The sequence below is a fragment of the Candidatus Amarolinea aalborgensis genome, from assembly GCF_900491745.1.
GTDB lineage: Bacteria > Chloroflexota > Anaerolineae > SSC4 > Amarolineaceae > Amarolinea > Amarolinea aalborgensis.
Genome location: NZ_UETR01000001.1, coordinates 373813 through 394799, shown reverse-complemented (window position 1 = coordinate 394799; position 20987 = coordinate 373813). Strand labels below are relative to the sequence as shown.

At 63.4% G+C, this 20987-nt stretch carries 18 protein-coding genes and 1 pseudogene; 8 read left to right on the top strand and 11 right to left on the bottom strand.

The window, feature by feature from the left end; all coding sequences use genetic code 11:
* Positions 1-510: 510 nt before the first annotated feature.
* Positions 511-738 carry a hypothetical protein gene (locus ACPQ6D_RS01580; RefSeq protein ID WP_423222529.1) on the bottom strand — a complete coding sequence of 76 codons (228 nt, stop codon included), beginning with the start codon at positions 736-738 and terminating at the stop codon, positions 511-513.
* A gap of 73 nt (positions 739-811) precedes the next feature.
* On the opposite strand from ACPQ6D_RS01580, the pseudogene ACPQ6D_RS01575 reads away from it, so the two are divergent.
* Together ACPQ6D_RS01575 and ACPQ6D_RS01570 are read left to right on the top strand one after the other, a co-directional pair.
* Positions 812-1000 (top strand): annotated as a pseudogene (locus ACPQ6D_RS01575) (DUF4160 domain-containing protein); the annotation flags it as partial.
* A 4-nt stretch (positions 1001-1004) separates the two neighbouring features.
* The gene (locus tag ACPQ6D_RS01570; protein WP_423222528.1) at positions 1005-1307 is read left to right on the top strand and encodes a DUF2442 domain-containing protein; all 303 of its coding nucleotides are present in this window, start codon (positions 1005-1007) and stop codon (positions 1305-1307) included.
* Positions 1308-1630: 323 nt separating this feature from the next.
* Here ACPQ6D_RS01570 and ACPQ6D_RS01565 read toward each other — a convergent pair whose 3' ends face one another.
* The 6 genes from ACPQ6D_RS01565 to ACPQ6D_RS01540 form a co-directional block, all read right to left on the bottom strand.
* Positions 1631-2401 carry a hypothetical protein gene (locus ACPQ6D_RS01565; protein ID WP_423222527.1) on the bottom strand — a complete coding sequence of 257 codons (771 nt, stop codon included), beginning with the start codon at positions 2399-2401 and terminating at the stop codon, positions 1631-1633.
* Positions 2402-2417: 16 nt separating this feature from the next.
* On the bottom strand, positions 2418-2786 hold the full coding sequence (locus ACPQ6D_RS01560) for a metallopeptidase family protein (protein ID WP_423222526.1): 369 nt from the start codon (positions 2784-2786) through the stop codon (positions 2418-2420).
* A 4-nt stretch (positions 2787-2790) separates the two neighbouring features.
* The gene (locus tag ACPQ6D_RS01555) at positions 2791-4002 is read right to left on the bottom strand and encodes a beta-ketoacyl-ACP synthase III (protein WP_423222525.1); all 1212 of its coding nucleotides are present in this window, start codon (positions 4000-4002) and stop codon (positions 2791-2793) included.
* A 30-nt stretch (positions 4003-4032) separates the two neighbouring features.
* Entirely contained in the window at positions 4033-5310 is a 1278-nt protein-coding gene (gene fabF, locus ACPQ6D_RS01550; RefSeq protein ID WP_423222524.1) for a beta-ketoacyl-ACP synthase II, read from the bottom strand.
* Positions 5311-5552: 242 nt separating this feature from the next.
* Positions 5553-6167 carry a superoxide dismutase gene (locus tag ACPQ6D_RS01545; RefSeq protein WP_423222523.1) on the bottom strand — a complete coding sequence of 205 codons (615 nt, stop codon included), beginning with the start codon at positions 6165-6167 and terminating at the stop codon, positions 5553-5555.
* 213 nt (positions 6168-6380) lie between these two features.
* On the bottom strand, positions 6381-7814 hold the full coding sequence (locus ACPQ6D_RS01540; RefSeq protein WP_423222522.1) for a hypothetical protein: 1434 nt from the start codon (positions 7812-7814) through the stop codon (positions 6381-6383).
* 320 nt (positions 7815-8134) lie between these two features.
* Between ACPQ6D_RS01540 and ACPQ6D_RS01535 the strand changes: the two genes are divergently transcribed.
* The 5 genes from ACPQ6D_RS01535 to ACPQ6D_RS01515 all read left to right on the top strand — a co-directional run bounded on the left by ACPQ6D_RS01535 (position 8135) and on the right by ACPQ6D_RS01515 (position 15455).
* Complete coding sequence (locus ACPQ6D_RS01535; protein WP_423222521.1) at positions 8135-9535, top strand: MFS transporter; 1401 nt, start codon at positions 8135-8137, stop codon at positions 9533-9535.
* Between the two features lie 90 nt (positions 9536-9625).
* On the top strand, positions 9626-10840 hold the full coding sequence (locus ACPQ6D_RS01530; protein WP_423222520.1) for an MFS transporter: 1215 nt from the start codon (positions 9626-9628) through the stop codon (positions 10838-10840).
* 9 nt (positions 10841-10849) lie between these two features.
* Positions 10850-11560: a Type 1 glutamine amidotransferase-like domain-containing protein gene (locus ACPQ6D_RS01525; protein ID WP_423222519.1), complete on the top strand. Its 711-nt coding sequence runs from the start codon at positions 10850-10852 to the stop codon at positions 11558-11560.
* A gap of 72 nt (positions 11561-11632) precedes the next feature.
* On the top strand, positions 11633-13702 hold the full coding sequence (locus tag ACPQ6D_RS01520; protein WP_423222518.1) for a PP2C family protein-serine/threonine phosphatase: 2070 nt from the start codon (positions 11633-11635) through the stop codon (positions 13700-13702).
* Between the two features lie 13 nt (positions 13703-13715).
* Positions 13716-15455 carry an alpha-glucosidase gene (locus tag ACPQ6D_RS01515; RefSeq protein ID WP_423222517.1) on the top strand — a complete coding sequence of 580 codons (1740 nt, stop codon included), beginning with the start codon at positions 13716-13718 and terminating at the stop codon, positions 15453-15455.
* Between the two features lie 240 nt (positions 15456-15695).
* Here the strand turns inward: ACPQ6D_RS01515 and ACPQ6D_RS01510 are convergent, their stop codons facing one another.
* From ACPQ6D_RS01510 to ACPQ6D_RS01500, 3 genes are all read right to left on the bottom strand, one after another.
* On the bottom strand, positions 15696-16328 hold the full coding sequence (locus ACPQ6D_RS01510) for a hypothetical protein (protein WP_423222516.1): 633 nt from the start codon (positions 16326-16328) through the stop codon (positions 15696-15698).
* Between the two features lie 95 nt (positions 16329-16423).
* Entirely contained in the window at positions 16424-17569 is a 1146-nt protein-coding gene (locus ACPQ6D_RS01505) for a DUF1554 domain-containing protein (protein ID WP_423222515.1), read from the bottom strand.
* 81 nt (positions 17570-17650) lie between these two features.
* A complete protein-coding gene (locus ACPQ6D_RS01500; RefSeq protein WP_423222514.1) occupies positions 17651-17935 on the bottom strand; it encodes a hypothetical protein in 285 nt (94 codons plus the stop codon).
* Positions 17936-18199: 264 nt separating this feature from the next.
* On the opposite strand from ACPQ6D_RS01500, the gene ACPQ6D_RS01495 reads away from it, so the two are divergent.
* Positions 18200-18370, top strand: a complete 171-nt coding sequence (locus ACPQ6D_RS01495) for a toxin-antitoxin system HicB family antitoxin (protein ID WP_423222513.1) — start codon at positions 18200-18202, stop codon at positions 18368-18370.
* Between the two features lie 149 nt (positions 18371-18519).
* Here ACPQ6D_RS01495 and ACPQ6D_RS01490 read toward each other — a convergent pair whose 3' ends face one another.
* The gene (locus ACPQ6D_RS01490) at positions 18520-20904 is read right to left on the bottom strand and encodes a ligand-binding sensor domain-containing protein (RefSeq protein ID WP_423222512.1); all 2385 of its coding nucleotides are present in this window, start codon (positions 20902-20904) and stop codon (positions 18520-18522) included.
* Between the last annotated feature and the right edge of the window lie 83 nt (positions 20905-20987).

The window sequence follows — 20987 nt, the reverse complement described above, 5'->3', positions numbered from 1 at the left end:
GCGCGCAACCAACGCCGCCCGACCGTGAACGGATCGGGCTACGAGGTGGAAGGCCCTAGCGGGCCTGACAGCCCCGCAGGGGTTTGCCTCTCGTAGGCGGATGGCCTCTGGCCTCCGGCGGGGCTGGCGGCCGGATGGCGTGCGCGCAACCAACGCCGCCCGACCGTGAACGGATCGGGCTACGAGGTGGAAGGCCCTAGCGGGCCTGACAGCCCCGCAGGGGTTTGCCTCTCGTAGGCGGATGGCCTCTGGCCTCCGGCGGGGCTGGCGGCCGGATGGCGTGCGCGCAACCAACGCCGCCCGACCGTGAACGGATCGGGCTACGAGGTGGAAGGCCCTAGCGGGCCTGACAGCCCCGCAGGGGTTTGCCTCTCGTAGGCGGATGGCCTCTGGCCTCCGGCGGGGCTGGCGGCCGGATGGCGTGCGCGCAACCAACGCCGCCATGTTTGCACCCCGACAGCAACAAGATGCTTTGCGTCCCAAGGCTGCAGCTACGCGAGCGGCGCCCAGTCAATCGCACAGCCGCTCGATCGCGACCTTCAGGGCTGGGTTGACGGGAAACCGCGCGCTGATGAATTGCAGGATGGCGCGCGCAGCGACGGGTGTGGCGTCATAGCCGGGTAGATAAGCGGCCAGCACGGCGGCGGTCTGTGGAAAACGTGCTTCGAAGCGCCGTTCGCGGTTGAACGAGTCTTCGAATCCAGGCTGCGCCGTCTCCAGGTGCGGTGCCAGGTCCACGATGCGATCCACCGCGTAGCCCTGGATGAAGCGTAAGGCCGACAGCTTCTCGCCACGACGATAACGTCCCAGGCCGACATACTTTCACGCCATCTATGGGGAGTACAACGCCGTCTTCGATATTCGAACACTGGAGATGCTCGAAGGCGATTTGCCTGAGCGCGCCCAAAGGCTGGTGCGCGAGTGGGGCGCACCATATCGGCAAGAATTGTTGCGGATGTGGGAGAGCAATGAATTCAAGCAATTGCCTGGCTTGGAGTAGGACTATGAACATGCCAAGGATAAAATCAGTGAGACCTATAGCAGGAAGACGCCTGCTGGTAACATTTGCTAACGGAGTGCAGAAGGTTTACGATTGCCAGAAGATTCTTGGGCTTGAGCGTTTTCAGTTGTTGAGAAACGAAGCCTTCTTCAAGGCAGTCACGGTGGACCCAGGCGGGTATGGTGTCTCTTGGAACGATGATATGGATCTGAGCGAATACGAATTGTGGAACAATGGCTTTGAGGTTGAACCCAGTGCGGTGGAAAAGGAAGCGCTGACTCACCTGCCCCAAGCAGAGCGCGCCTAACATCTTGGTCTCCTATTGGTAGTAAGTCAGAGTTACCGGCGGATGCAGATTGACGCCCATATTGCATCCGCCGGTTGCATTTTGATGAATAAACGTAACTATTCAGGCGGCGCGCCGTGGCAAGCGGGCGATTGAAATCGCGCCTGATGGGCGTTCCGCCAGGCGTCCACCTGAGTGGACGCGGCGCCGGTCGGCTCCGGCCGACCTGGCGGCGGCACGCCCTTGCGGCCCGAATTCATTCGGCGGCTGCAGTCGGCGCAGGATGCCTGAATAGTTACCCTCCGTCGTTGCCCGTGGCCGCGGCCGTCCATCCGCGGGTCTGACTAATCGCACAGCCGCTCGATCGCGGTCTTCAGGGCTGGGTTGACGGGAAACCGGGCGCTGAGGAATTGCAGGATCGCGCGGGCGGCGGCTGGTGTGGCGTCATAGCCGGGCAGGCAAGAAGCCAGCACGGTGGCGGTCTGTGGAAAACGTGCTTCGAAGCGCCGTTCGCGGTTGAACGAGTCTTCGAATCCAGGCTGCGCCGTCTCCAGGTGCGGCGCCAGGTCCACGATGCGATCCACCGCGTAGCCCTGGATGAAGCGTAAGGCCGACAGCTTCTCGCCTCGACGATAACGTCCCAGGCCGACATACAGATTCGTAAGCGCCTCGTTGACCAGCGCGTCCACGGTCTGCGTTAGCGGCTGCGGTTGGCGCGGCGCGGGCAGCCAGGCATCCGGGTCCCAATCGGGTGCGCGCCAGACCCAGCGCCCAACCGCGTACGACACCGACGCCAGTTCGGCCGGCTCGAAAACGGCGAACTCGCCGTAAAGGCCATCGCGGTAGAGGAATTTGAAGCCATCAGCGGTGTTCTGAAAGGTGTAGGCCAGCGGACAGGCTGTCGCCAGCCAGGCCAGGTCTTGCAGATAGGTCGCCTTGTGACCTTCCCGAACGATGACATAGAAATCCAGGTCCGAGTAGGCGTCGAGGCGCGCCAACTCCACTCCAACCGACCCCAGCCCCAAGAGACCGAGGGCGGCCGGCGTCTCGGCCAATGCCTGACCGATGGCATCCAGGCGATCGAGCAAGCGGCTTGCCGAGCGGTTTTCAGTCATCAACTCTGCTCTCGCGTCAATAACCGAGATCACGAATCTCGCGTTCGTCGAAACCGAAATGGTGCGCGATTTCGTGCAAGACCGTTTTGCGCACCTGCTCGCGGATGGCATCGGGGGTGCGAAAAACCTGCTCGATTGGCCCTTGGAAGATGGTAATGCGGTCGGGCGGCACCAGGTTGTAACCGGAGTCGCGACGGATCAACGGAATGCCCTCGTATAGACCGAACAGCGTATAGCCCGGCCCCACGCGACTGCGCGCCAGGTGCGCCGGCGTCGGCCATAACTCGACGGTGATCGCGACATTGCGCAGATAGCCTAGAATTTGCTCAGGCATACTGGCAACCGCTTCAACCACCAGGGCTTCGAAGTCCTCTGAACTCAGCATGGGTCTACTCGTTGCCGTTTTGTTCGTGCTTCTTGGTCGGGCGCTTGCCCAGGCCCAGCACGCGGAACCGTTCTGGCAGCTCGATCTCCGGCACCCGGATATCTTCGGCCAGGCTGTCGTACTTGCGCAGGAGGCGCCGCACGGTCGAACGGGCGCGCGCCGCGCCGTAGGCGCCTTGACGCTGCGCCTCTTGCCACCACTTCGGCTGGGAGGCAGGCACCGGCGCACCCCAGTGAATCGCGGTCGCGGCCCAGGTCAAGCCGGCGCCAAAGCTGACGAAGACGAGGTTATCGTCTTTCTTGACGCGGCCGGACTCGATGGCTTCGCACAGCGCCAGCGGAATGGAGGCCGTGGAGGTGTTGCCGTAGCGTTCCAGGTTGATGAAGATCTTCTCGCGTGGAATCTTGAGCTGGCGTTGCACCGATGATTCGATGATACGGGCGTTGGCCTGGTGGGGGATGATCAGGTCAATGTCATCCAGGGTCAAGCCGGCCTTCTCAACCACTTCACGTGTGGCGGTCGCCATGATGCGGGTGGCGAAGCGGAAGACGGCCGCGCCATCCATTTTGACATAGTGCTGGCGGCCGGTCACGGTCTCCAACGTGGTGGGCATGCGGCTGCCGCCAGCCGGCAGGGAGAGCAGTTCAGCGCCGGAGCCGTCCGAGCCGAGCACACTGGCAAGGATGCCGCCCGGCTCCTCGCTGGCGCTGAGCAGCACCGCGCCCGCGCCATCACCGAACAGTACGCAGGTGGCGCGATCGCTCCAATCCACGATACGCGAGAGAGTTTCGGAGCCGATGACAATGATATTTTGCGCGCCGCCGCTGACGATCATACTGCGCGCCAGCGTCAGTGCGTAGACGAAACCAGAGCAGGCCGCGCTGAGATCGAACGCGCCGGCGCGCTCCGCGCCGAGAGCATCCTGCACCAGGCAGGCCGTAGCCGGGAATTGATGTTCAGGCGACGAGGTCGAACAAATGATCAAATCTACCTCGTTGGCTGACACCCCGGCCACGCGCAACGCCGCGGCCGCGGCCTTGGTCGCCATCGTGGCCGTTGTCTCCCGTGGGTTGGTGGCAATATGGCGCTCGCGGATGCCGGTTCGGGTGACGATCCAATCATCGGTAGTGTCAATGATGCCTTCCAGGTCACGATTGGTGAGCACACGCTCGGGCGCGTAGCAGCCCCAACCGACAATTTGTGCATAGCGAGCCATGACGATCCGTTCTCCTTGTGGTCTTGCCTCTCAGGCCGCCATCGTCTCTGTCGCAGCCGTATCTTCTGGCTGCGGCCAGCGGCGCACGATGATACTTGCATTATGACCGCCAAAGCCGAATGAGTTTGACAGCGCAAGGTTGATAGGCAGCCGCCGCGCGACGTTCGGCGTGTAGTCCAAATCGCAGTCAGGGTCGGGCGTTTCGTAGTTGATGGTCGGCGGGATGATGCCTTCGGTGAGCGCCTTGAGGCACACCATGGTCTCGAAGGCGCCAGCGCCGCCTAGCAAGTGCGCGGTCATGGACTTGGTTGAACTGATAACCACGCGGTAGGCGTGTGCGCCCAAGACCGCCTTGATGGCGGTGGTCTCGCCCTTGTCGTTCAACTTCGTCGCTGTGCCGTGCGCGTTGATGTAGTCAATCTCCTCAACCTTGATGCCGGCCTTACGAATCGCCAGCTTCATGGCGACAACCGCGCCTTCGCCATTTTCAGCCGGCGCCGCCATATGGTAAGCATCGGCGCTGCCGCCATAGCCGAGGATTTCGCCGTAGATACGCGCGCCGCGCGCCAGGGCATGATCGAGCGCCTCCACGACCAGAATGGCCGAACCTTCGCCCATCAGGAAGCCATCCCGATTGGCGTCGAAGGGGCGACAGGCGCCTTCGGGGTTGTCGTTACGCGTGGACATGGCGCCCATCACATCGAACCCGCCCACGGTCAACGGCACAATGGCGGCCTCGGCCCCGCCGGCAATCATGATGTCGGCATCGCCGCGGCCCACCACCTCGGCCGCCTCGCCCACGGCGCTGGTGCCGGTAGCGCAGGCGCTGACCACGGCCATGTTCGGTCCGCGAATGCCCAGTTGGATCGCAATTTGACCGCCGGCGCTGTCCACCAACATGGCCGGAATGAAGAAGGGGCTGATGCGGCGCGGTCCCCTTTGCTGCAAGACATCGTACTGGCTGAGCAGTGTGCCGATGCCGCCGACGGCCGACCCCACAATAACGCCGACGCGTTCGCGATCTTCGTGCGCCAGGTCAAGGCCAGAATCGGCCAGCGCTTCCACGGTGGCGGCCCAGGCAAAATGAATGTAGGGATCAAGGCGCCGCGCCTCTTTCGCATCCATGAACTTGGTGGGGTCAAAACCCTTCACTTCGGCCGCGATCTGGGTCTTGAATGGAGATGGATCGAACGCGGTGATCCGTCCCACGCCGCTCTTGCCCGCTTTGAGGGCTTCCCAGGCCGTAGGCACATTCAAACCGACCGGTGAAATCGTTCCCATTCCGGTGACGACGACACGTCTGTTCACAGGCAACCTCCCACTGTGCACAAGAAACGCCGCGGCGCAGGAATGACCGTATGATGCAGTCAGGCCCAACGCTGGGCGGCGCTCCCTGGTATTTTATGCTTCGTCCCATTATAACACTTGCCGACGGCAAACGACGCGCCGGAATAAACAACGAGCGCCACGGAATTGATCCGGCGCTCGTTGTTTTCTAAGTATTTGTTGCTGGCCTGCGCAGGCAGGTCAGGCGAACACTGTGGCGCAGCTTAGGCCAGCGCGGCGGCAAAGCGCTTGGCCACCTCGTCCCAGTTGACGGTGCTCCACCAGGCCGCCAGGTAGTCGGGGCGGCGGTTCTGGTACTTCAGGTAATAGGCGTGTTCCCACACGTCAATGCCCAGGATCGGCGTATGCCCTTCCATCAGCGGGCTGTCCTGGTTGGCGGTGCTGTAGGCGGCAAGCTTCTTGTTGCCATCCACGACCAGCCATGACCAACCGCTGCCAAAGCGCGCGACGCCGTTCTGCGTGGCCTTGGTCTTGAAATCGGCAAAGCTGCCAAAAGTGCTCGCAATCGCCTCGGCCAACGCGCCGGTCGGCTCGCCGCGGCCGCCTGGGGCCATGATTTCCCAATAGAGCGTGTGGTTGTGATGTCCGCCGCCGTTGTTACGAACGGCGGTGCGAATGGCCTCAGGCACATCGCCAATGTGGCGCAGCAGGGCTTCCAGCGACTTCTCGGCAAATTCAGGCGCATTGGCCAGCGCGTTGTTCAGGTTGGTGACATACGCCTGATGATGCTTGTCGTGATGAATCTGCATCGTCAGTTCGTCAATGAACGGTTCCAGTGCGTTGTACGCATAGGGCAAAGCAGGAAGGGTATGAGCCATCAGATATTTCTCCTTCAATTTTTATGTTGGTCAATGGCGACCATCAATCTTTATCTTCCATATCAGCACATGACGGAAAACTTCACGCAAACGGTCCAGGAAGGCACAGACACGTCGTTCAACTCCGTCCATTCTAGTACAGGTTGGCGTTGATGTCAACTTTCGCAACATGTGCGTTGCTTTAGTCGTCACCCAAACGCACGCAAGGCGTGGCTAGAATTGTACGCCGCTAAAGGTGCTGACCTGGCTGGAATGACCAATGCGCCGCGCCATGTGCAGCTCAGGCCACGGCTCATCCATAATACCATCATGAATCGCCCAACTACGCCCGCGCGCCGTCATCCACGCGTCCGCTGGCCGGAACGTGCTCCCATCCAGGCGCGCGCGCAGATCGCCTTCCTTGAACCGGCGGTCTAAATCTTCCATGAAGCGTTGACCGGTCAGGTAGAAAAAGCCCCAATGCTCGAGCAGGATCGCGTTGTGATAAGCCAGCGGCTGTGCAAATAGGTATTGCTTTCCCCACTCAGTCAGCATCTTTTCCAGGCGCGGCAGCAGGCGGTGGCCCATCACCCCCAGCCCGGCGCGCACCTGACCAGGCGCCAGGCCTGCGTGCATGGCGCGCGCCTCTTCGGCCAGATTGCGCCCCACGACTCCCAGCAAGGTGGGGCGCCCTTCGCTGTCATAATCAATGTTGAAGCGTTCAGCGTCGAGGTTATTGACAACGACCAGGTAGATTTGGATCTGGCCATTGGCTGTCTCTCCGAAATGCAGCAGCAGCGCTGGATCTTGATCCGCGCGCTGGCGCCAAAGCGTCAGTTCCACCATCGCCATGCTCACACTGGAAGAGAGACGCAGCGCCGGCTCGCCGTGGCGATCGCGCAGGGTTTGCTCGTCAATCTCATAGTTTGTCAGCAACGCCGTGGGAATAAGCGGGCGAAAGGCCTTGATCTGCTCGGCCAGGGGCAGCTGGCACAGTTCACGCAGCGAGACGTATTTCGGACCAGGCGCAGGCGTCTCAACTTCTGGCAGGGCCGGCGGCGCCTGGAAGATCGCTAACTGCTCCTTCAGGTTACGCAGATAGGACGGCAGGACCGCGTTGCGTTCCAGTTCCTCCAGGATGCGGCGCGCCATGGCCTGCACCTGCGGCTTCCAGTGCTCCGTGAAAGGGTCCACCAGCTCATGTATCTGTGAGTGCAGCAAGCGCCCCGGCGGACTGCCGGCCAGGATGCGGATGCCTTCCAGCATGTCGTCCACCTGGTGCGTGTTGGCCTGGTGCTCGATGGCATGCGCCAAATCCCCCCAGGTCTCTTGCAGCAGCGCCGGGTCGGAAACCATCAGACGGGCCAGGGTCTGCGCAGCGAAAGCGCGCGCGGCCGCGCTGCGTTGATCCCGCAGGGTGCGGCGCAGTATTTCAGTTTGACCGGTGAACGGCTTGATGCTCCAGGCTGCGATTGCTTCCAGAGCCTGCACCACCTGGCGATGGGCGTCGAGGTCTTCCCAGGCGCTCAGCGCGGCCAGGAGTTGGGGAACCACGGGCGCCAGCGTGGCCGGATGCTGGGCAGCGATGCTGGCCACTTTGCGCGCCGCTTGCGCCTGCAAATTGGCATCGTCGCCGACCAACAAGGCCGCGGTTTCTGGCAGCGTCATTCTGTCAACTGACTCATCCCCATCCTCGAGGCGAACCTCCTGCGGAGGCCGCCGCGCGACAGGGTTGTGCGCTGTTGGGTCGCTGCTTACATCCTTCATCGTCATGTGTTCCTCCCGCCCAGGCAGCATCACATGCAGATAGGGCGCGTTTCCTGTCATCAGTTTAACATATATGACGCAGTGCGTCAATTCATACAGCGCGGTCAGCCCTGCTCTCAAATTGCTTCGCGTGACAATTTGGAGTAAGATAAACCGATCTTTCATCCATCTTCGGCCCGTCATGGGCCTCAAGAGACCTGACCCCATCTGGAGGAAACACCGTGCAGCCGCCTGCCACCACAACCGAAAAAGTCCCGCTCATCACCAAGTTCGCCTTTGGCGCAGGAGATGTTGGTCCGGCCATCGCGACCGCCATCATGTCGTTCTTTCTCCTCTTTTTTCTGACCGATGTTGCCAGGCTTGATCCGGCGGTCGCCGGCGTCATCTTGCTCCTCACCAAAATCTGGGATGCCGTCAATGACCCAATTGTGTGCATGCTCTCCGACCGCATCAAAACACGCTGGGGGCGGCGACGGCCGTGGTTCCTGTTCGGCGCTATTCCCTTTGGCCTGACCTTCTTCCTGCTCTTCATCGTGCCGCAGGTCAGCAACAACGGCAAATTCTGGTATTACCTGGTCATCTCGCTCCTGCTCGACACCGCGTTTACCGTGGTCAATGTCCCTTACACCGCGCTGACGCCGGAACTGACGCGTGACTACGACGAGCGCACCAGCTTGAACTCATTTCGCTTTGCTTTTTCCATTGGCAGCGGCTTGATCGCCGCGGTCGTGCACCCCATCATTGTCAGCGCCATGCAGCCGACCCTGGGCATCCAGGGCGCGTATGCCGTGTCGGCCGGCGTTTGGGCGGTCGCGGCGACGCTTCCCTTCTTCTTTGCCTTCTGGGGCACGTATGAGCGCCATCAGCCGGATGAAGAAGAAGACCTGCCGTTCCGGGAGGCGCTCAAGATCACCTTCGCCAATCGGGCGTTCCGTTATGTCACCGGCATCTATCTTCTGTCCTGGCTGGTGGTGCAGACCGTTTCGACGATTGTCATCTATTACATGACCTATTGGCTGCGCCAGCCCGGCCTGGTGCCGGTGGTTATCCTGGCCGTGCAGGGCAGCGCGCTGATCTGGCTCTTCATCTGGACGGCCGTCAGCCGCCGCACCGGCAAAAAAGGCGTTTACTATCGCGGCATGATCTTCTGGATCGTGGTGGCCTTCGCCCTCTTCGCGGTGCAGCCAGGCTGGCCCAGTTGGGTCATCATCGCATTGGCCGCCCTGGCCGGCGTGGGCGTCGCCACGGCCTACCTGGTGCCCTGGGCCATGCTGCCCGATGTCATCGAACTGGATGAGTTGGAAACCGGCAAGCGCCGCGAAGGCGCGTTCTACGGCTTCTTCGTCCTCCTGCAAAAATTGGGGCTGGCGCTTGGCCTCTTCCTGGTCAGCCAGGTCCTCAACTGGACTGGCTATATCACGCCGCCGGAAGGCATTACGGCGCCGATTGTACAGCCTGACAGCGCGCTGCTGGCGATTCGCCTGATGATCGGCCCGCTGCCCGCCCTCATCTTGGCCGCAGGCATTTTTCTGGTGTACAAATTCCCGATTACCAAAGAGAATCACGAACAGGCGCTGCGGGAGCTGGCGCGACGGCGCGCCGCGGCGGCGCCAACCGCGTGATAACGAAACCATCGCGCCTGCCGCCGCGCAGGCCGGGCGTCGCGGCCATGTGATCGCCAGTCTCCAGCCAAGGATTGATTCGACAACTGTATGCAGCCAACCGACAACAAACGCAACATTACGATTCTGTTCTTCACGATGATCGTAGTCATGCTTGGATTTGGCATGATCATCCCCATCCTGCCGTTTTACATCGAGCAGTTCGGCGCCAGCGGCAAGGGGCTGGGCGCCTTGATGGCGACTTTTTCGATCATGCAGTTCATTTTCTCTCCCATCTGGGGCGCCCTGTCAGACCGCTATGGCCGCAAGCCCATTCTCATGATCGGCGTCCTGGGCAACGTGCTGGCGCAGGTGCTGATGGGCCTCTCCACGCAGTTGTGGATGCTCTTTGTCGCGCGCGCCCTGGCCGGCATTCTTTCATCAGCCACGTTGCCCACGGCCATGGCCTACATCAGCGACAGCACGTCGCACGATCAACGCAGCGGCGGCATGGGCATCATCGGCGCGGCGCAAGGCATCGGTATGGTGCTGGGGCCTGGCATCGGCGGCTGGCTGGCCGCGCAGTCGCTGCAGCTGCCCTTTTTCGTTGCTGCTGGCTTCTCCGCGCTGATCCTGGTTTTCATCGCCGCCTTCTTCCCTGAATCGCTGCCGCGCTCAGCCCGCCGCCACGGTCAGAAGGTGCAAGGGGTCAACGTGGGCGAATTGTGGCAGGGATTGTTGGGGCCGATCGGCATCCTGCTCTTCCTGGCCTTCCTGCTGAACTTCGCCCTCGCCAACTTCGAAGGCATCTTCGGACTCTACGCGCAGCAGCGCTTCAACTACGGCCCGCGCGAGGTCGGCCTGGTGTTGATGGCGATCGGCATCGTCTCTGCCATCGTGCAAGGCGCGCTGACCGGGCCGTTCACGCAGCGTTGGGGCGATGTGCGCATCCTCAAAGCCGCGCTGATCGCCAGCGCCGTCGGCTTCGTCATCATGCTCGAGGCTGCGGACATGGCCACGCTGCTGCTCACGGTGATGTTCTTCGTCACCAGCAACGCCATGCTGCGCCCCGGCGTCTCCTCGCTCATCTCCAAGCGCACGCCCGGCGGTCAAGGCAGCGCCATGGGCCTGAACAACGCCTTCATGAGCCTGGGCCGCATCGTGGGGCCGCTTTGGGCCGGGTTTGCCTTTGACATCAACCTGAGTTTCCCTTACCTGACCGGCGGCCTCATCATGCTGGTCGGTTTCATCGCCAGCATCTTCTGGTTGCGTGAGACGCATCACGTCGCGCCGGACGCTCCCCTGCCGGCGCCGTCATCAAAATAGAGAGGTAGCATGACAAAAACCATCCACGGGACGCTCGCCCTGGTGGGGGCCGGCGAGTACCTGCCGGGCGTCGAAGCCATTGACCGTTTCTTACTCAGCCGGCTGCCCGCGCCCCGGCGGGTGGTGTGCCTCCCCACGGCCGCCGGCGCGGAAGGGGCCGAGCGCCTCCGCTACTGGGCCGAATTGGGCATCAAGCACTTCACCCGCCTGGGCGTGGAAGTACAATCGCTGCCGGTCTTCGATCGTACGGATGCGCAAGATGCCCGCCTGGCTGAGCAGGTAGCCGCCGCCAACTTCGTCTACCTGTCGGGCGGCAAGCCGGCTTATCTGCACGACGTTCTGCACGACACGCCGGTCTTCGAAGCTATCGAGCAGGTGTTGGATACTGGCGGCGTGGTCGCCGGCTGCAGCGCTGGCGCGATGATCTGGGGCGAGCGCATCCCGCGCTTCCCGCCTCCGCCCATCTGGCAAGCCGGCTTTGCCTATCTGCCCAACGCCGTCATCCTGCCGCACTTCGACGAGATGTCCCACGTCATGACCAACATCTTGCACTTCATCCTGGGCAGTGGGCACACGCTGGTGGGCATTGACGGCAACACGGCCTTGGTCATGATGGAGGAGACGCTGATCGTCGCGGGCAGCGGCGGCGTCACGGTGTGGGATGCCGATCACAAGGAGCGCTACACGGCCGGCGACAGCGTAAGCCTGCCCAAGACCTGAGACGGGGCTTGTGTCGGGTCGCCCTGGCTGCGGCTGCGCGCTTGGGTGCAGCGACCGTTTCCAAGAGTCACCATGACCAAACAGTTTCCGGACCAACGCCAACCCGCGAACTCAGACCCGGCCGCGCCGCTGATGCAAGGGCGCTCGCACTGGTCTGGCGACATCATCGGCACGCTGTATGCCGCGCCCTTTGCGATCGTCGGCCTGATCTGGCTGCTGCTGAGCACCGATCTGCAGGTTGTGCGCAGCCAATGGCTCCTCTGCGGCCTGTTGTTCCTGGCCAACTTCGGCATGGGGCAGCTTGGCTTTTTCATCATTCGCGAGATCGAGCCGGAGGTGATGGCCGACTACGGCGGCTCACTGGACGAGGTCGTCACCTGGATCGGCGTGCTGCTGCTCGGGCCTACCGCGTTATGGATTTCGGTGCTGAGTGGGGCGCTGAACATTTACCGCCAACGCGCGCAATTCGGCATACCGGGCATGACCTGGAACCGGACGCGCAACATTGCCTTGCAGATGACTGAAGTCACCCTGGCGCCGCTGTTGGCTCTGCGCTTGTACCCGCTGTGGGGCGGCGTCTTTCCGCTGCCAGGGTTGACCTGGGCAGCCGCACGGCCGGCGTTGGCGTTGCTGGCGGTCGCTTTTGTGATCGCCAAGCTGTTCTGGTTCGTCTTCCTCATCATCCTGGTGCGCAGCCTCACCCAGCGGACAGACGGCCGGTCGTCCGTCCGCCAGCGGCGCTCGCTGGCCTTCTACGCCGTCACCATGACCATGCCGGGCCTGGCCTTGCCATTTGCTATCCTCGGCGCTGGCCTGTACGCGGAGGCGGGCCTGGGCGGCTTGTTGTTTTTCCTGGCCGGACTCCTCCTCACCAGCCTCCTGGCTTTCGGCCTCAGCCGCGCCGCTGAACGCAACCGCCAGCGCTCCGTAGCCTTGGCCCAGCTTGAGCGCCTGGGCCGGGCGCTCCTCACCCGCGCGCCCGATGGTTCTGACATCAACGCCATCCTGGCGGATCACGTGCCTGCCATGTTCTCCGGCAGCCGAGTCGCCATCACGATTTGGCCGCAGCAGTCTCTCATCAACTATCCCGCGTCCGAGCCGGAGGTGCCGGCCGCGGCCTGGGCCTGGATGCGGGATCAGACCGAGGTTCAGCGCGTACAGCCGGGCCAGGCGCTGCCGTGGAGCGCCGCCCGCGCGCCCGTTCTGATTCTCACCGCGCCCATTCAAGCGGTTGACGGCCCGTCGGTCGTCGGCGCGATCTACATCGAAGTGCGGCGCGTCCTGCACATGCATGACGCCGCCGTGGCCGAAGGCTTCATCCCGGCCGCGCAGGCGCTGGCCGCGCAGATTGCGTCCGTCTTGCACAGCGCGGCTGTCTACGCCGCCACACTGGAATACCAAAAGATCGAGCAAGAGTCGGTGCTGGCCGGCCAGATTCAGGCAACATTCTTGCCTGCATCGCTGCCGAAGCCGCCAGGCTGGCAGTTGGCCGCCTACCTGGAATCGGCGCGCCAGACTTCGGGCGATTTCTACGATGTGATCGAACTGCCCAACGGCCGCCTGGGCATCCTGGTGGCGGATGTGGCAGACAAAGGCATGGGGGCCGCTCTCTTCATGGCCGTCAGCCGCACACTGCTGCGCACCTACGCCGTGGAGCATGCCAACGCGCCCGACCGCGTCATTCAGGCAGCCAATGCGCGACTCCTGCTGGATACCCACAGCGATCTGTTCGTGACCATTTTCTATGGCGTGCTCGATCCGGCGACGGGTCAGTTCATCTACTGCAATGCGGGGCACAATCCGCCGCTCTGGCTGCATCATGACGCGCACGGCGCGAGTGTAGAACTCCTGCGCCGCACGGGCGTACCTCTGGGGATGTTCGAGGAGGCCGCCTGGCAGCAGGCGCAGATCGTGCTGCCGCCAGGCGATCTGCTCGTTCTCTACACCGACGGCGTCACCGAGGCTGAAAACGGCGACGGCGCAGCCTGGGGCGATGCGGCCCTGCGCAGCCTGGTGCAAACGCAGGCCGCGCAATCGGCCGCAGCCGTCAGGGCAGCGATCCTGGATGCCGTGCATCAATTTTGCGGCAACGCAGCTCAGACCGACGACATCACCTTGATGGTGGTGCGAAGGGAGCCATGAGAGAGGTACAACCATGATGACAAACCACACTCCGCATTCGCCAACGGCTGCACAGCCCTGGTGGCAAACGGCCGTCTTCTACCAGATCTATCCTCGCAGCTTTGCTGACAGCGACGGCGATGGCATCGGCGACCTGACCGGCATCATCAACCGGCTCGACTACCTGCAAGACCTGGGCATCGGCGCGATCTGGCTGTCCCCGCATTACCCCTCGCCGCTGCTCGACTGCGGCTATGACGTGGCGGACTACACCGGCGTGGCGCCTGAGTACGGCACACTCGACGATTTCAAGCGTTTCCTCGACGCCGCGCATCGCCGCGACATCCGGGTCGTGCTCGACATGGTGCTCAATCATACCTCCGATCAGCACCCGTGGTTCCAGGATGCCCGTCGCGGCCGCCTGCAGCCGCATCACGATTGGTACGTCTGGCATCCTGGCCGCAGCGGCGGCCCGCCCAACAACTGGAACTCGGCCTTTGGCGGTTCGGCCTGGGAGTTTGTACCGGAGCTGGGCCTCTACTACTACCATTACTTCCTCAAACAGCAGCCCGACCTCAACTGGCGCCATCCAGCCGTCAAGCAGGCGATGTTCGCCGCGGTGCGCTTCTGGCTTGACCTGGGCGTGGACGGATTCCGCCTGGATGCCATCGGCACGATCTTCGAGGATCCGGCGCTGACCGATCATGCCGCGCCGATGAGCCAGCGCGACCTGTTCGCCCTGATGGCGGCGGCCTCATCCGACGCCGAGCGCCAGCAGGTGGCCGATCAATGGCAGCTCATGTATCAACATCAGGTGGACCGTCCGGGTCTGCACGCGCTGATGCAGGAGCTGCGTACGGCGGTTGACGCCTATCCCGACACGATGCTCGTGGGCGAGACAGACGACATCGCCTACATGGGCAACGGCCGCAATGAGCTGCACCTGGTTTTCAACTTTCCGCTCATGCAGACGGAGCGCCTGACGCCGGCCTGGGTGCGCGCCAATCAGGCTGCCCGCCTGGCCGCGCTTCCGCCTGGCGGCTGGCCGTGCAACACCCTGGGCAATCATGATTCGTCCCGCGTCTACAGCCGCTTCGGCGATGGGGAGCACGATGCTGCGCGGGCGCGGCTGTCAGCCGCCCTGGTGTTGACCCTGACCGGCACGCCGTTTCTCTACAACGGCGAGGAGATTGGCATGACCGACCTGCTGCTCGACGATGTCGGCCAGTTCCGCGACCTGCTCGGCCTGCAGCTGTATCAGCTGGCGCACGCGGAACTTGGCCTGCCGGCCGAGATGGCTGTGGCGCATGCGGCCCGTCATGGCCGCGACAAGTGCCGCACGCCGATGCAGTGGACGCCGGCGCCGCACGCCGGATTCTGTCCGCCGGGCGTGCAGCCCTGGCTGCCGGTCAATCCCAACGCCGCGCACGGGGTCAACGTGGCCGATCAGGACACTGATCCCGCTTCGCTGCTGAACTTCTACCGCGGGCTGCTGCGCGTGCGCCGGCAGACGCCGGCTCTGCTCGCCGGCGCCTATGTGCCTCTGCACGAGCACGCCGGCGATTACCTGGCCTTCTTGCGCCAGCTCGCCGCGCCGGAGGCAAGCTGCCTGGTGGCGCTCAACATGGTGAACAAGCCTCAAGAGTTGACTTTCGAGCTGGCGGCCGGTCAGGTGCAATGCCTGTTTTCCAGCCATGAGCGCGCGGCCGGGCCACAGAATCTGCGCCAACTGAGGCTGGCGCCGTTCGAGGTTTTCATCGGCGCGCTGACCTGAAATGAAGCCGCGGATGAACACGGATTGGCACGGATGGCCTGTTTTTTGTCCGGTGTGCGCGGAGCACCTGTGCGACTAACGTAAAGATGCTGGCTCGTGGGGTATGACTGGCTCACACAAAGCCACCACGGCGCCAAGAAGCTCTTGACAGCCTGGGTGGCTTTGTGATTTGTCTGCGGGCTGGCTTGAAAACGCGCGCCGCAGAATGCCTCCACGCGCGCGGCTGGAATCGCGATCCGCTTATGGCGCGTTCACCCGTTTGCGCACGACCAGCAGCCCGGCTGCGCAAGCCGCGGCCGCCATCGCCGCGACCCAGGGGAGGGACACTGCACCGCGGTTGGTACGCAGCCCTGCAAGCGTGACCGCCGTGGGAACCTGGTACGTGGCGCTCACCGGCCCGTGCATCGTCGTCGCGCCGGAGATGTCCACATCCTCGACCCAGTAGTAGTAGGTCGCGCCGGGCGCGAGATCGGCGCGGTCCTCCCAGGTGTAGATGAAACCCCCGGAGCTGCCCGGCGACTGCGAGGGGATCAGCAACTCATTGAGCTGCCGGTCCCAGCCGTCGGGCGACGTCCCGCGGTAGAGGTTGAAGCCGAGGTTGCCTAGCTCGCTGTTGGTTTCCCAGGTGAGCAGGATGAAGTCGCCTTGCTGCGCGGCGCTGAAGTCGGCCAAAGCCGCGGCCAACACGCCGCCGCTGTCAGCGTTCCAGAAACCGCCGGCCAGCGCCGCTGTGGCGCCGGACGCGGTCCCGGCGCCGAATTGGCCCAGGCTGCCGCCCAACGTAATGGCGCCGCCGCTGCTGGCGCTGGCGCCGCCGCTGGAGAGCACGTGCCAGCTCAGGTCAACGCCGCCGCCGTTTTGAGCGCTAACCATCCCCACGGCAGTTAGCCATACAGCAATCACCAGAACGAATTTCCCAAGCCTTGAAGGGACTATGTGTCTCATAGGGAAGCTCCCAGCCTTCTCAGTCAGTAGGCGATGCAAAGAAGATTAGCGCCGCTGTTGCATCCATAAACAGCGGCATAGATCCAATTGGAATTGCTGTATTCGAACCTGCCGGATCTGCCAGGAGCGTTCAGGTTGGTCCACGAAGCACAGTTGACCCCGTCCAACGAACCGTCCTGTAAGGATCCTGACCACCAATCGTAGGGGCCATTGACGTAGACGCCAGCCGCTGCCAGGTAGGTATTGATTGAACCATCGAGGAGATCAGACCAATTGCTGGCGATCAACGTATTATTGGTTGACCTGACGGCATAGGAAGTCGGTACGCCATAGTTGGCCGGCATGTCCCTGATTTCATCCGTGGCGCTGACGCTGATGAAAGCCCGGTAGCTGCTGTAGCCTGCAGGCTTGTTGCTCGCGCTTTGGCACAACGTATCAGCGCCTGTCCTTCCACCGATCGCCCCACCGACGATGGCAATCGCGTTGTTGGCCTGGTAGAGAACCACCTTGCCTTCGCTCAACTGTACTGTGCGCCAAGAAATACCATCGCACAATTGGTAGACCGAGCCGGTCCAGCGAAGATTGCCAGACAGGGCCGATGTACAGGCGTTCGTGTTGTCCCCCACCCCGAGCGCAATGTCAGAGGTCAGCGCGCGCTCGGCCCGCAGCGCATAGGCTACACTGCCGATGCGCTGGTTGGGATCGAGCGCCTGGAACGGCCCGCCGGCCGACTGGCTGAACCAGACCCGCAGGTAGGTGATAGTTTGGTTGAATGCGCCTTGCGTGAGCGGCTGCGTCATGCCGGCCAGGCTGGTGTCGCCCAGCATGACGTTGAACAGACCGCTGTCCACGGTCAGGGCGACGGAGGCCGACGGCTCGCCGCTGGCCGCGCCGTCGTTGGCCCAATAGTTGGTCGCACCGTTGCCGCTGGCTGCATCCATGACGGCAAACTTGAAGTAACCTGTACCGGAGTAGGCGACGCTGCTAACCTTGACATAGCCCTGGTAGCTGACCAGCGTAGGCGGCGAGGCGGCCGGCTCGAACAGGCGTGACAGCGCGCTTGGCGCGGCCAGGGCGGTGCCGCCCACCAGCGCCAGGACCAGCACAGTCACCAGTAGGGTTGCCGGTCGCGCAGAAATGCGAGTGCGCTTGAGAATCGTTTTGAACATGATAGCGAACCTCCTGAAACGTAAATGTGAATTTTGTTCTCGTTCATGCAGAGATCTCCTTTTGCAGGGAGATGCTGCTGGTCACCCGCGTCCGCGCGCCGGTCGGGTGAAGTAGTGGTGCGTGGACGGCCCAACCGGCCCGTCGTGGCCCCCTTCGCCCGCGGGCCTCTCGATCACCTGCACCAGCCGCCAGCCGTCTGCGCCGAGCTTCTTGAAACCCTGGTACTGATCATCCAGATGCTCAGATTGCGGGACGCCCTGGTCGTCCAACCAGTCGAGATACCAGATGATGGCCGAGCCGGGCGCGCCCTCGCCGGCTTCCTGGCTCACCATCAGGGCGTGGCGTTGCGCGTGTTCTTCGTTCATTTGTTTCCTCCTGAAATAGTTGCTTCGCTCTGGCCGGTCTGCCACCGAGCCAGTTTGGATCGCATCCGCCGATTCTACGCGCCGGCCGGTTGCGGTCGGCGCGTCGCCGCGAGGGCCAGCGCGCAAAGTTCAACTTCGACCGGAGCGTTGTTCATGGATCAAGGCCATGGCAGTGGTGTACAGCAGAACAGGCCTTGATCCATCTGCCTGCATAGATGCACATCCACCTCAAAACCTGTCAGCCTTCCCCACATTGACAGCTCCATGCTCAATCAGTTCATCAACGTCGCCGTGGCCGAGAAATTGGCCGCGCTGCGCACCGAACGCTACTTTCAAGAGCGGGCGGCCCGCGCCAATCGCGCGGATTTTCTTGCCATGCTGGAAAAGGCAGGTACAGGGACTCTCATCGAAGGCGACGAGTTGCCGCCGGCATGATCGCCACAGCGACCATCCATGGCTATGCCTCTGCGACCGTGTTGGTTCTGGCTGCTGCCAACAGATATCAAAAGGCTGGAGGGGTGCACTTCAATTTCGGGACGTAGCCCACGACTTTCAACGCAAAGACGCTGTTATCCGTTTTTCCCTCAACGCCGAATGATAGGCACAAACACGAACCACGGCGTTGCGGTCGGAGTTGCGGTCGGGGTGAGCGTAAGAGTGGCCGTGGCGCTCGGGGTCGCGCTCGGCGTGAGCGTGGCCGTGGCGCTAGGGGTCAGCGAGGGTGTCGCGGTGGCGCTCGGGGTGGACGTGACCGTAGGGCTGGGGGTGGCGCTGGGGGTTGGCGAGGGCGTCGGCGTGGCGCTGGGGGTCGGGGTGCGCGTGGCGGTGACGGTCGGCGTGCGCGTCGGCGTCGCAGTGGCCGTCGCGGTCGGCGCCACGTTGGCCCAGTAGGCGATGTGCGAGGCCGCCACGTCCCCGGCTGCCGTGAACGAGCCGCCCGCAAAGATGGCGGTGTTCCCGTCCGCGGCCAGGGCGAGCACACTGTTATCCAAGCCGCTGCCCAGGGACGTCCAGCTCGAGCCATTCCAACGCGCAATGCGATTGGCGCTGGCCCCGCCGGCCGTGGTGAACCGCCCCCCGGCCACCAGGCGGCCATCGCCGTCCAGAGCCAGCACCGTCACAGCATCGTTCGTGCCGCTGCCCAGGGGCGCCCAGGTCGAGCCGCTCCAGGCCGCCACATGATCGAGAGCCGTCGCGCCGCCGGCCTCGGCGGTAAACTGACCGCCGGCGTAAAGCACACCGTTGCTGCCGAGCTGCAGGGCGTTGACGGGCGCGTCGAGTCCCGCGCCCACGGATGACCAGGCAACGCCGTTCCAGCGGGCGATGTTGGACAAGGGCATGGTGAAGGCGCCATCGGCAAAAAAGTCGCCGCCGGCGTAGAGCTGGCCGTTGCTGTCCACGGCCAGCGCCCTGACGCCGCTTGGGCCAAACAGACCGGTACCCACCTGCACCCAAGCGGAGCCGTTCCACCTGGCAACCTCCAGCGGGCCGCTGCTGCCGGGGGCGCCAAACGTGCCGGCCACATACACGTTGTTGCTGCCATCCACGGCCAGCGCGTTGATCTGCCCGCTCAAGCCGCTGCCCAGGAACGACCACGCTGAGCCGTTCCATTTGGCGACATAGCCTTGTGAGGCAGACCCAAAGCCGGCGTAGAGGTTGCCCCCGCCGTCTCGCGCCAGCGCGTAAACCGCATCGCTCAGCCCGCTGCCCAGGGGCGCCCAGGCTGAGCCGTTCCATTTGGCGATATAGCGCACGGTCTGCAGCCCGGCGTTGAAAAAGCGTCCACCGACGAACAGGTTGCCGCTTCCGTCCAGCAGCATGGCTTGAACCGCGGCGTCCATGCCGTTGCCCTCGGAAGGCGTCAGGTCGCTCCAACTGCCATTGCGCCAACGCTGGAAAATGCCGCGCCCAGAGTAGCCGCCCACGTAGAGATCGCCATTCTGCACGAGCAGGTCACGAATTCCTCCGCTCGCGCCGCTGCCCAGGGCTGACCACGCGGCGCCATCCCAACGGGCCACACGGTTGAAGGTGACGTTGTTGGCGCTGTCCTGGGTGAAGATGCCGCCCGCGTAAACGTTGCCGCCGGCATCAGCGGCCAGGCTGTAGACCCAGGAGTTGAACCCGACGCCCACCGCCCCCCAGGCGGTGCCGTTCCAGCGGGCCACATAGTTGAGCGTGACCGTGTTCCAGCCATTGGCTGTGAAGGCGCCACCGGCGTAGAGCGTGTTGCCCTGCCACAGCAGGCTGCGCACCGAATTATTAAAGCCGGCGCCCACCGGTCCCCAACTGAAACCGCTCCACTTGGCCACATGATTCCCCGGCGCGGTAAAGTCGCCGCCGACGTAGAGCGTGCTGGTGACCGGGTCCATCGCCAGGGCATAGACGCAGCCATTGGCGCTGCCGCCGACGGCCGACAAGATCGAACCATCCCACCGGGCGAGGTTGTTCAGGGTAACGGCGCCGGTTCCATCAGTCAGAAAGCAGCCGCCCACGTAGACATCGTCGTTCGCTGGGTCTATGACCACGGAATAGGCCGTACCCCACAGTCCCGTGCCCAGGGTTGCCCAGGAGGTGCCATTCCACATGGCCGCGAAGCCCGCCATGTCCCCCACGGCGTAGAGATGGCCGTTCGCAGCTAGCGCCAGGTCGCGCACACCGCCGATGCTGCCGACGGCCGACCAGGTCGCTGTGGCGCTGTTCCATTTGGCCACATTGCTGATGGGCTGGCTGCCCACGTGCGTGAAATGACCGCCGATGTAGATGTTACCATTCGCGCCCTGAACCAGGGCCGAAACATCCCCGTCCACGCCGGGAAACTGAAAACCGGCATCCCAGGCGCCGGCGGTCGGGCCGAGCCGTTGGTTCATAGCCGGGGCACTGCTCTCCTGCGGGCTGCCGGCTGCTGCGCGTGCGGCGTTGACCAGCCCGGGCAGCCGGCTAGCCAGCAACAGCGCCAAAATGACCATCATGCGGCCTCTACGTTGGTGTTTCTTCATCGTTCATTCTCACACGTTGTCAGATCGCCCAAAAGATGTGTGGTGCGACTGTGATC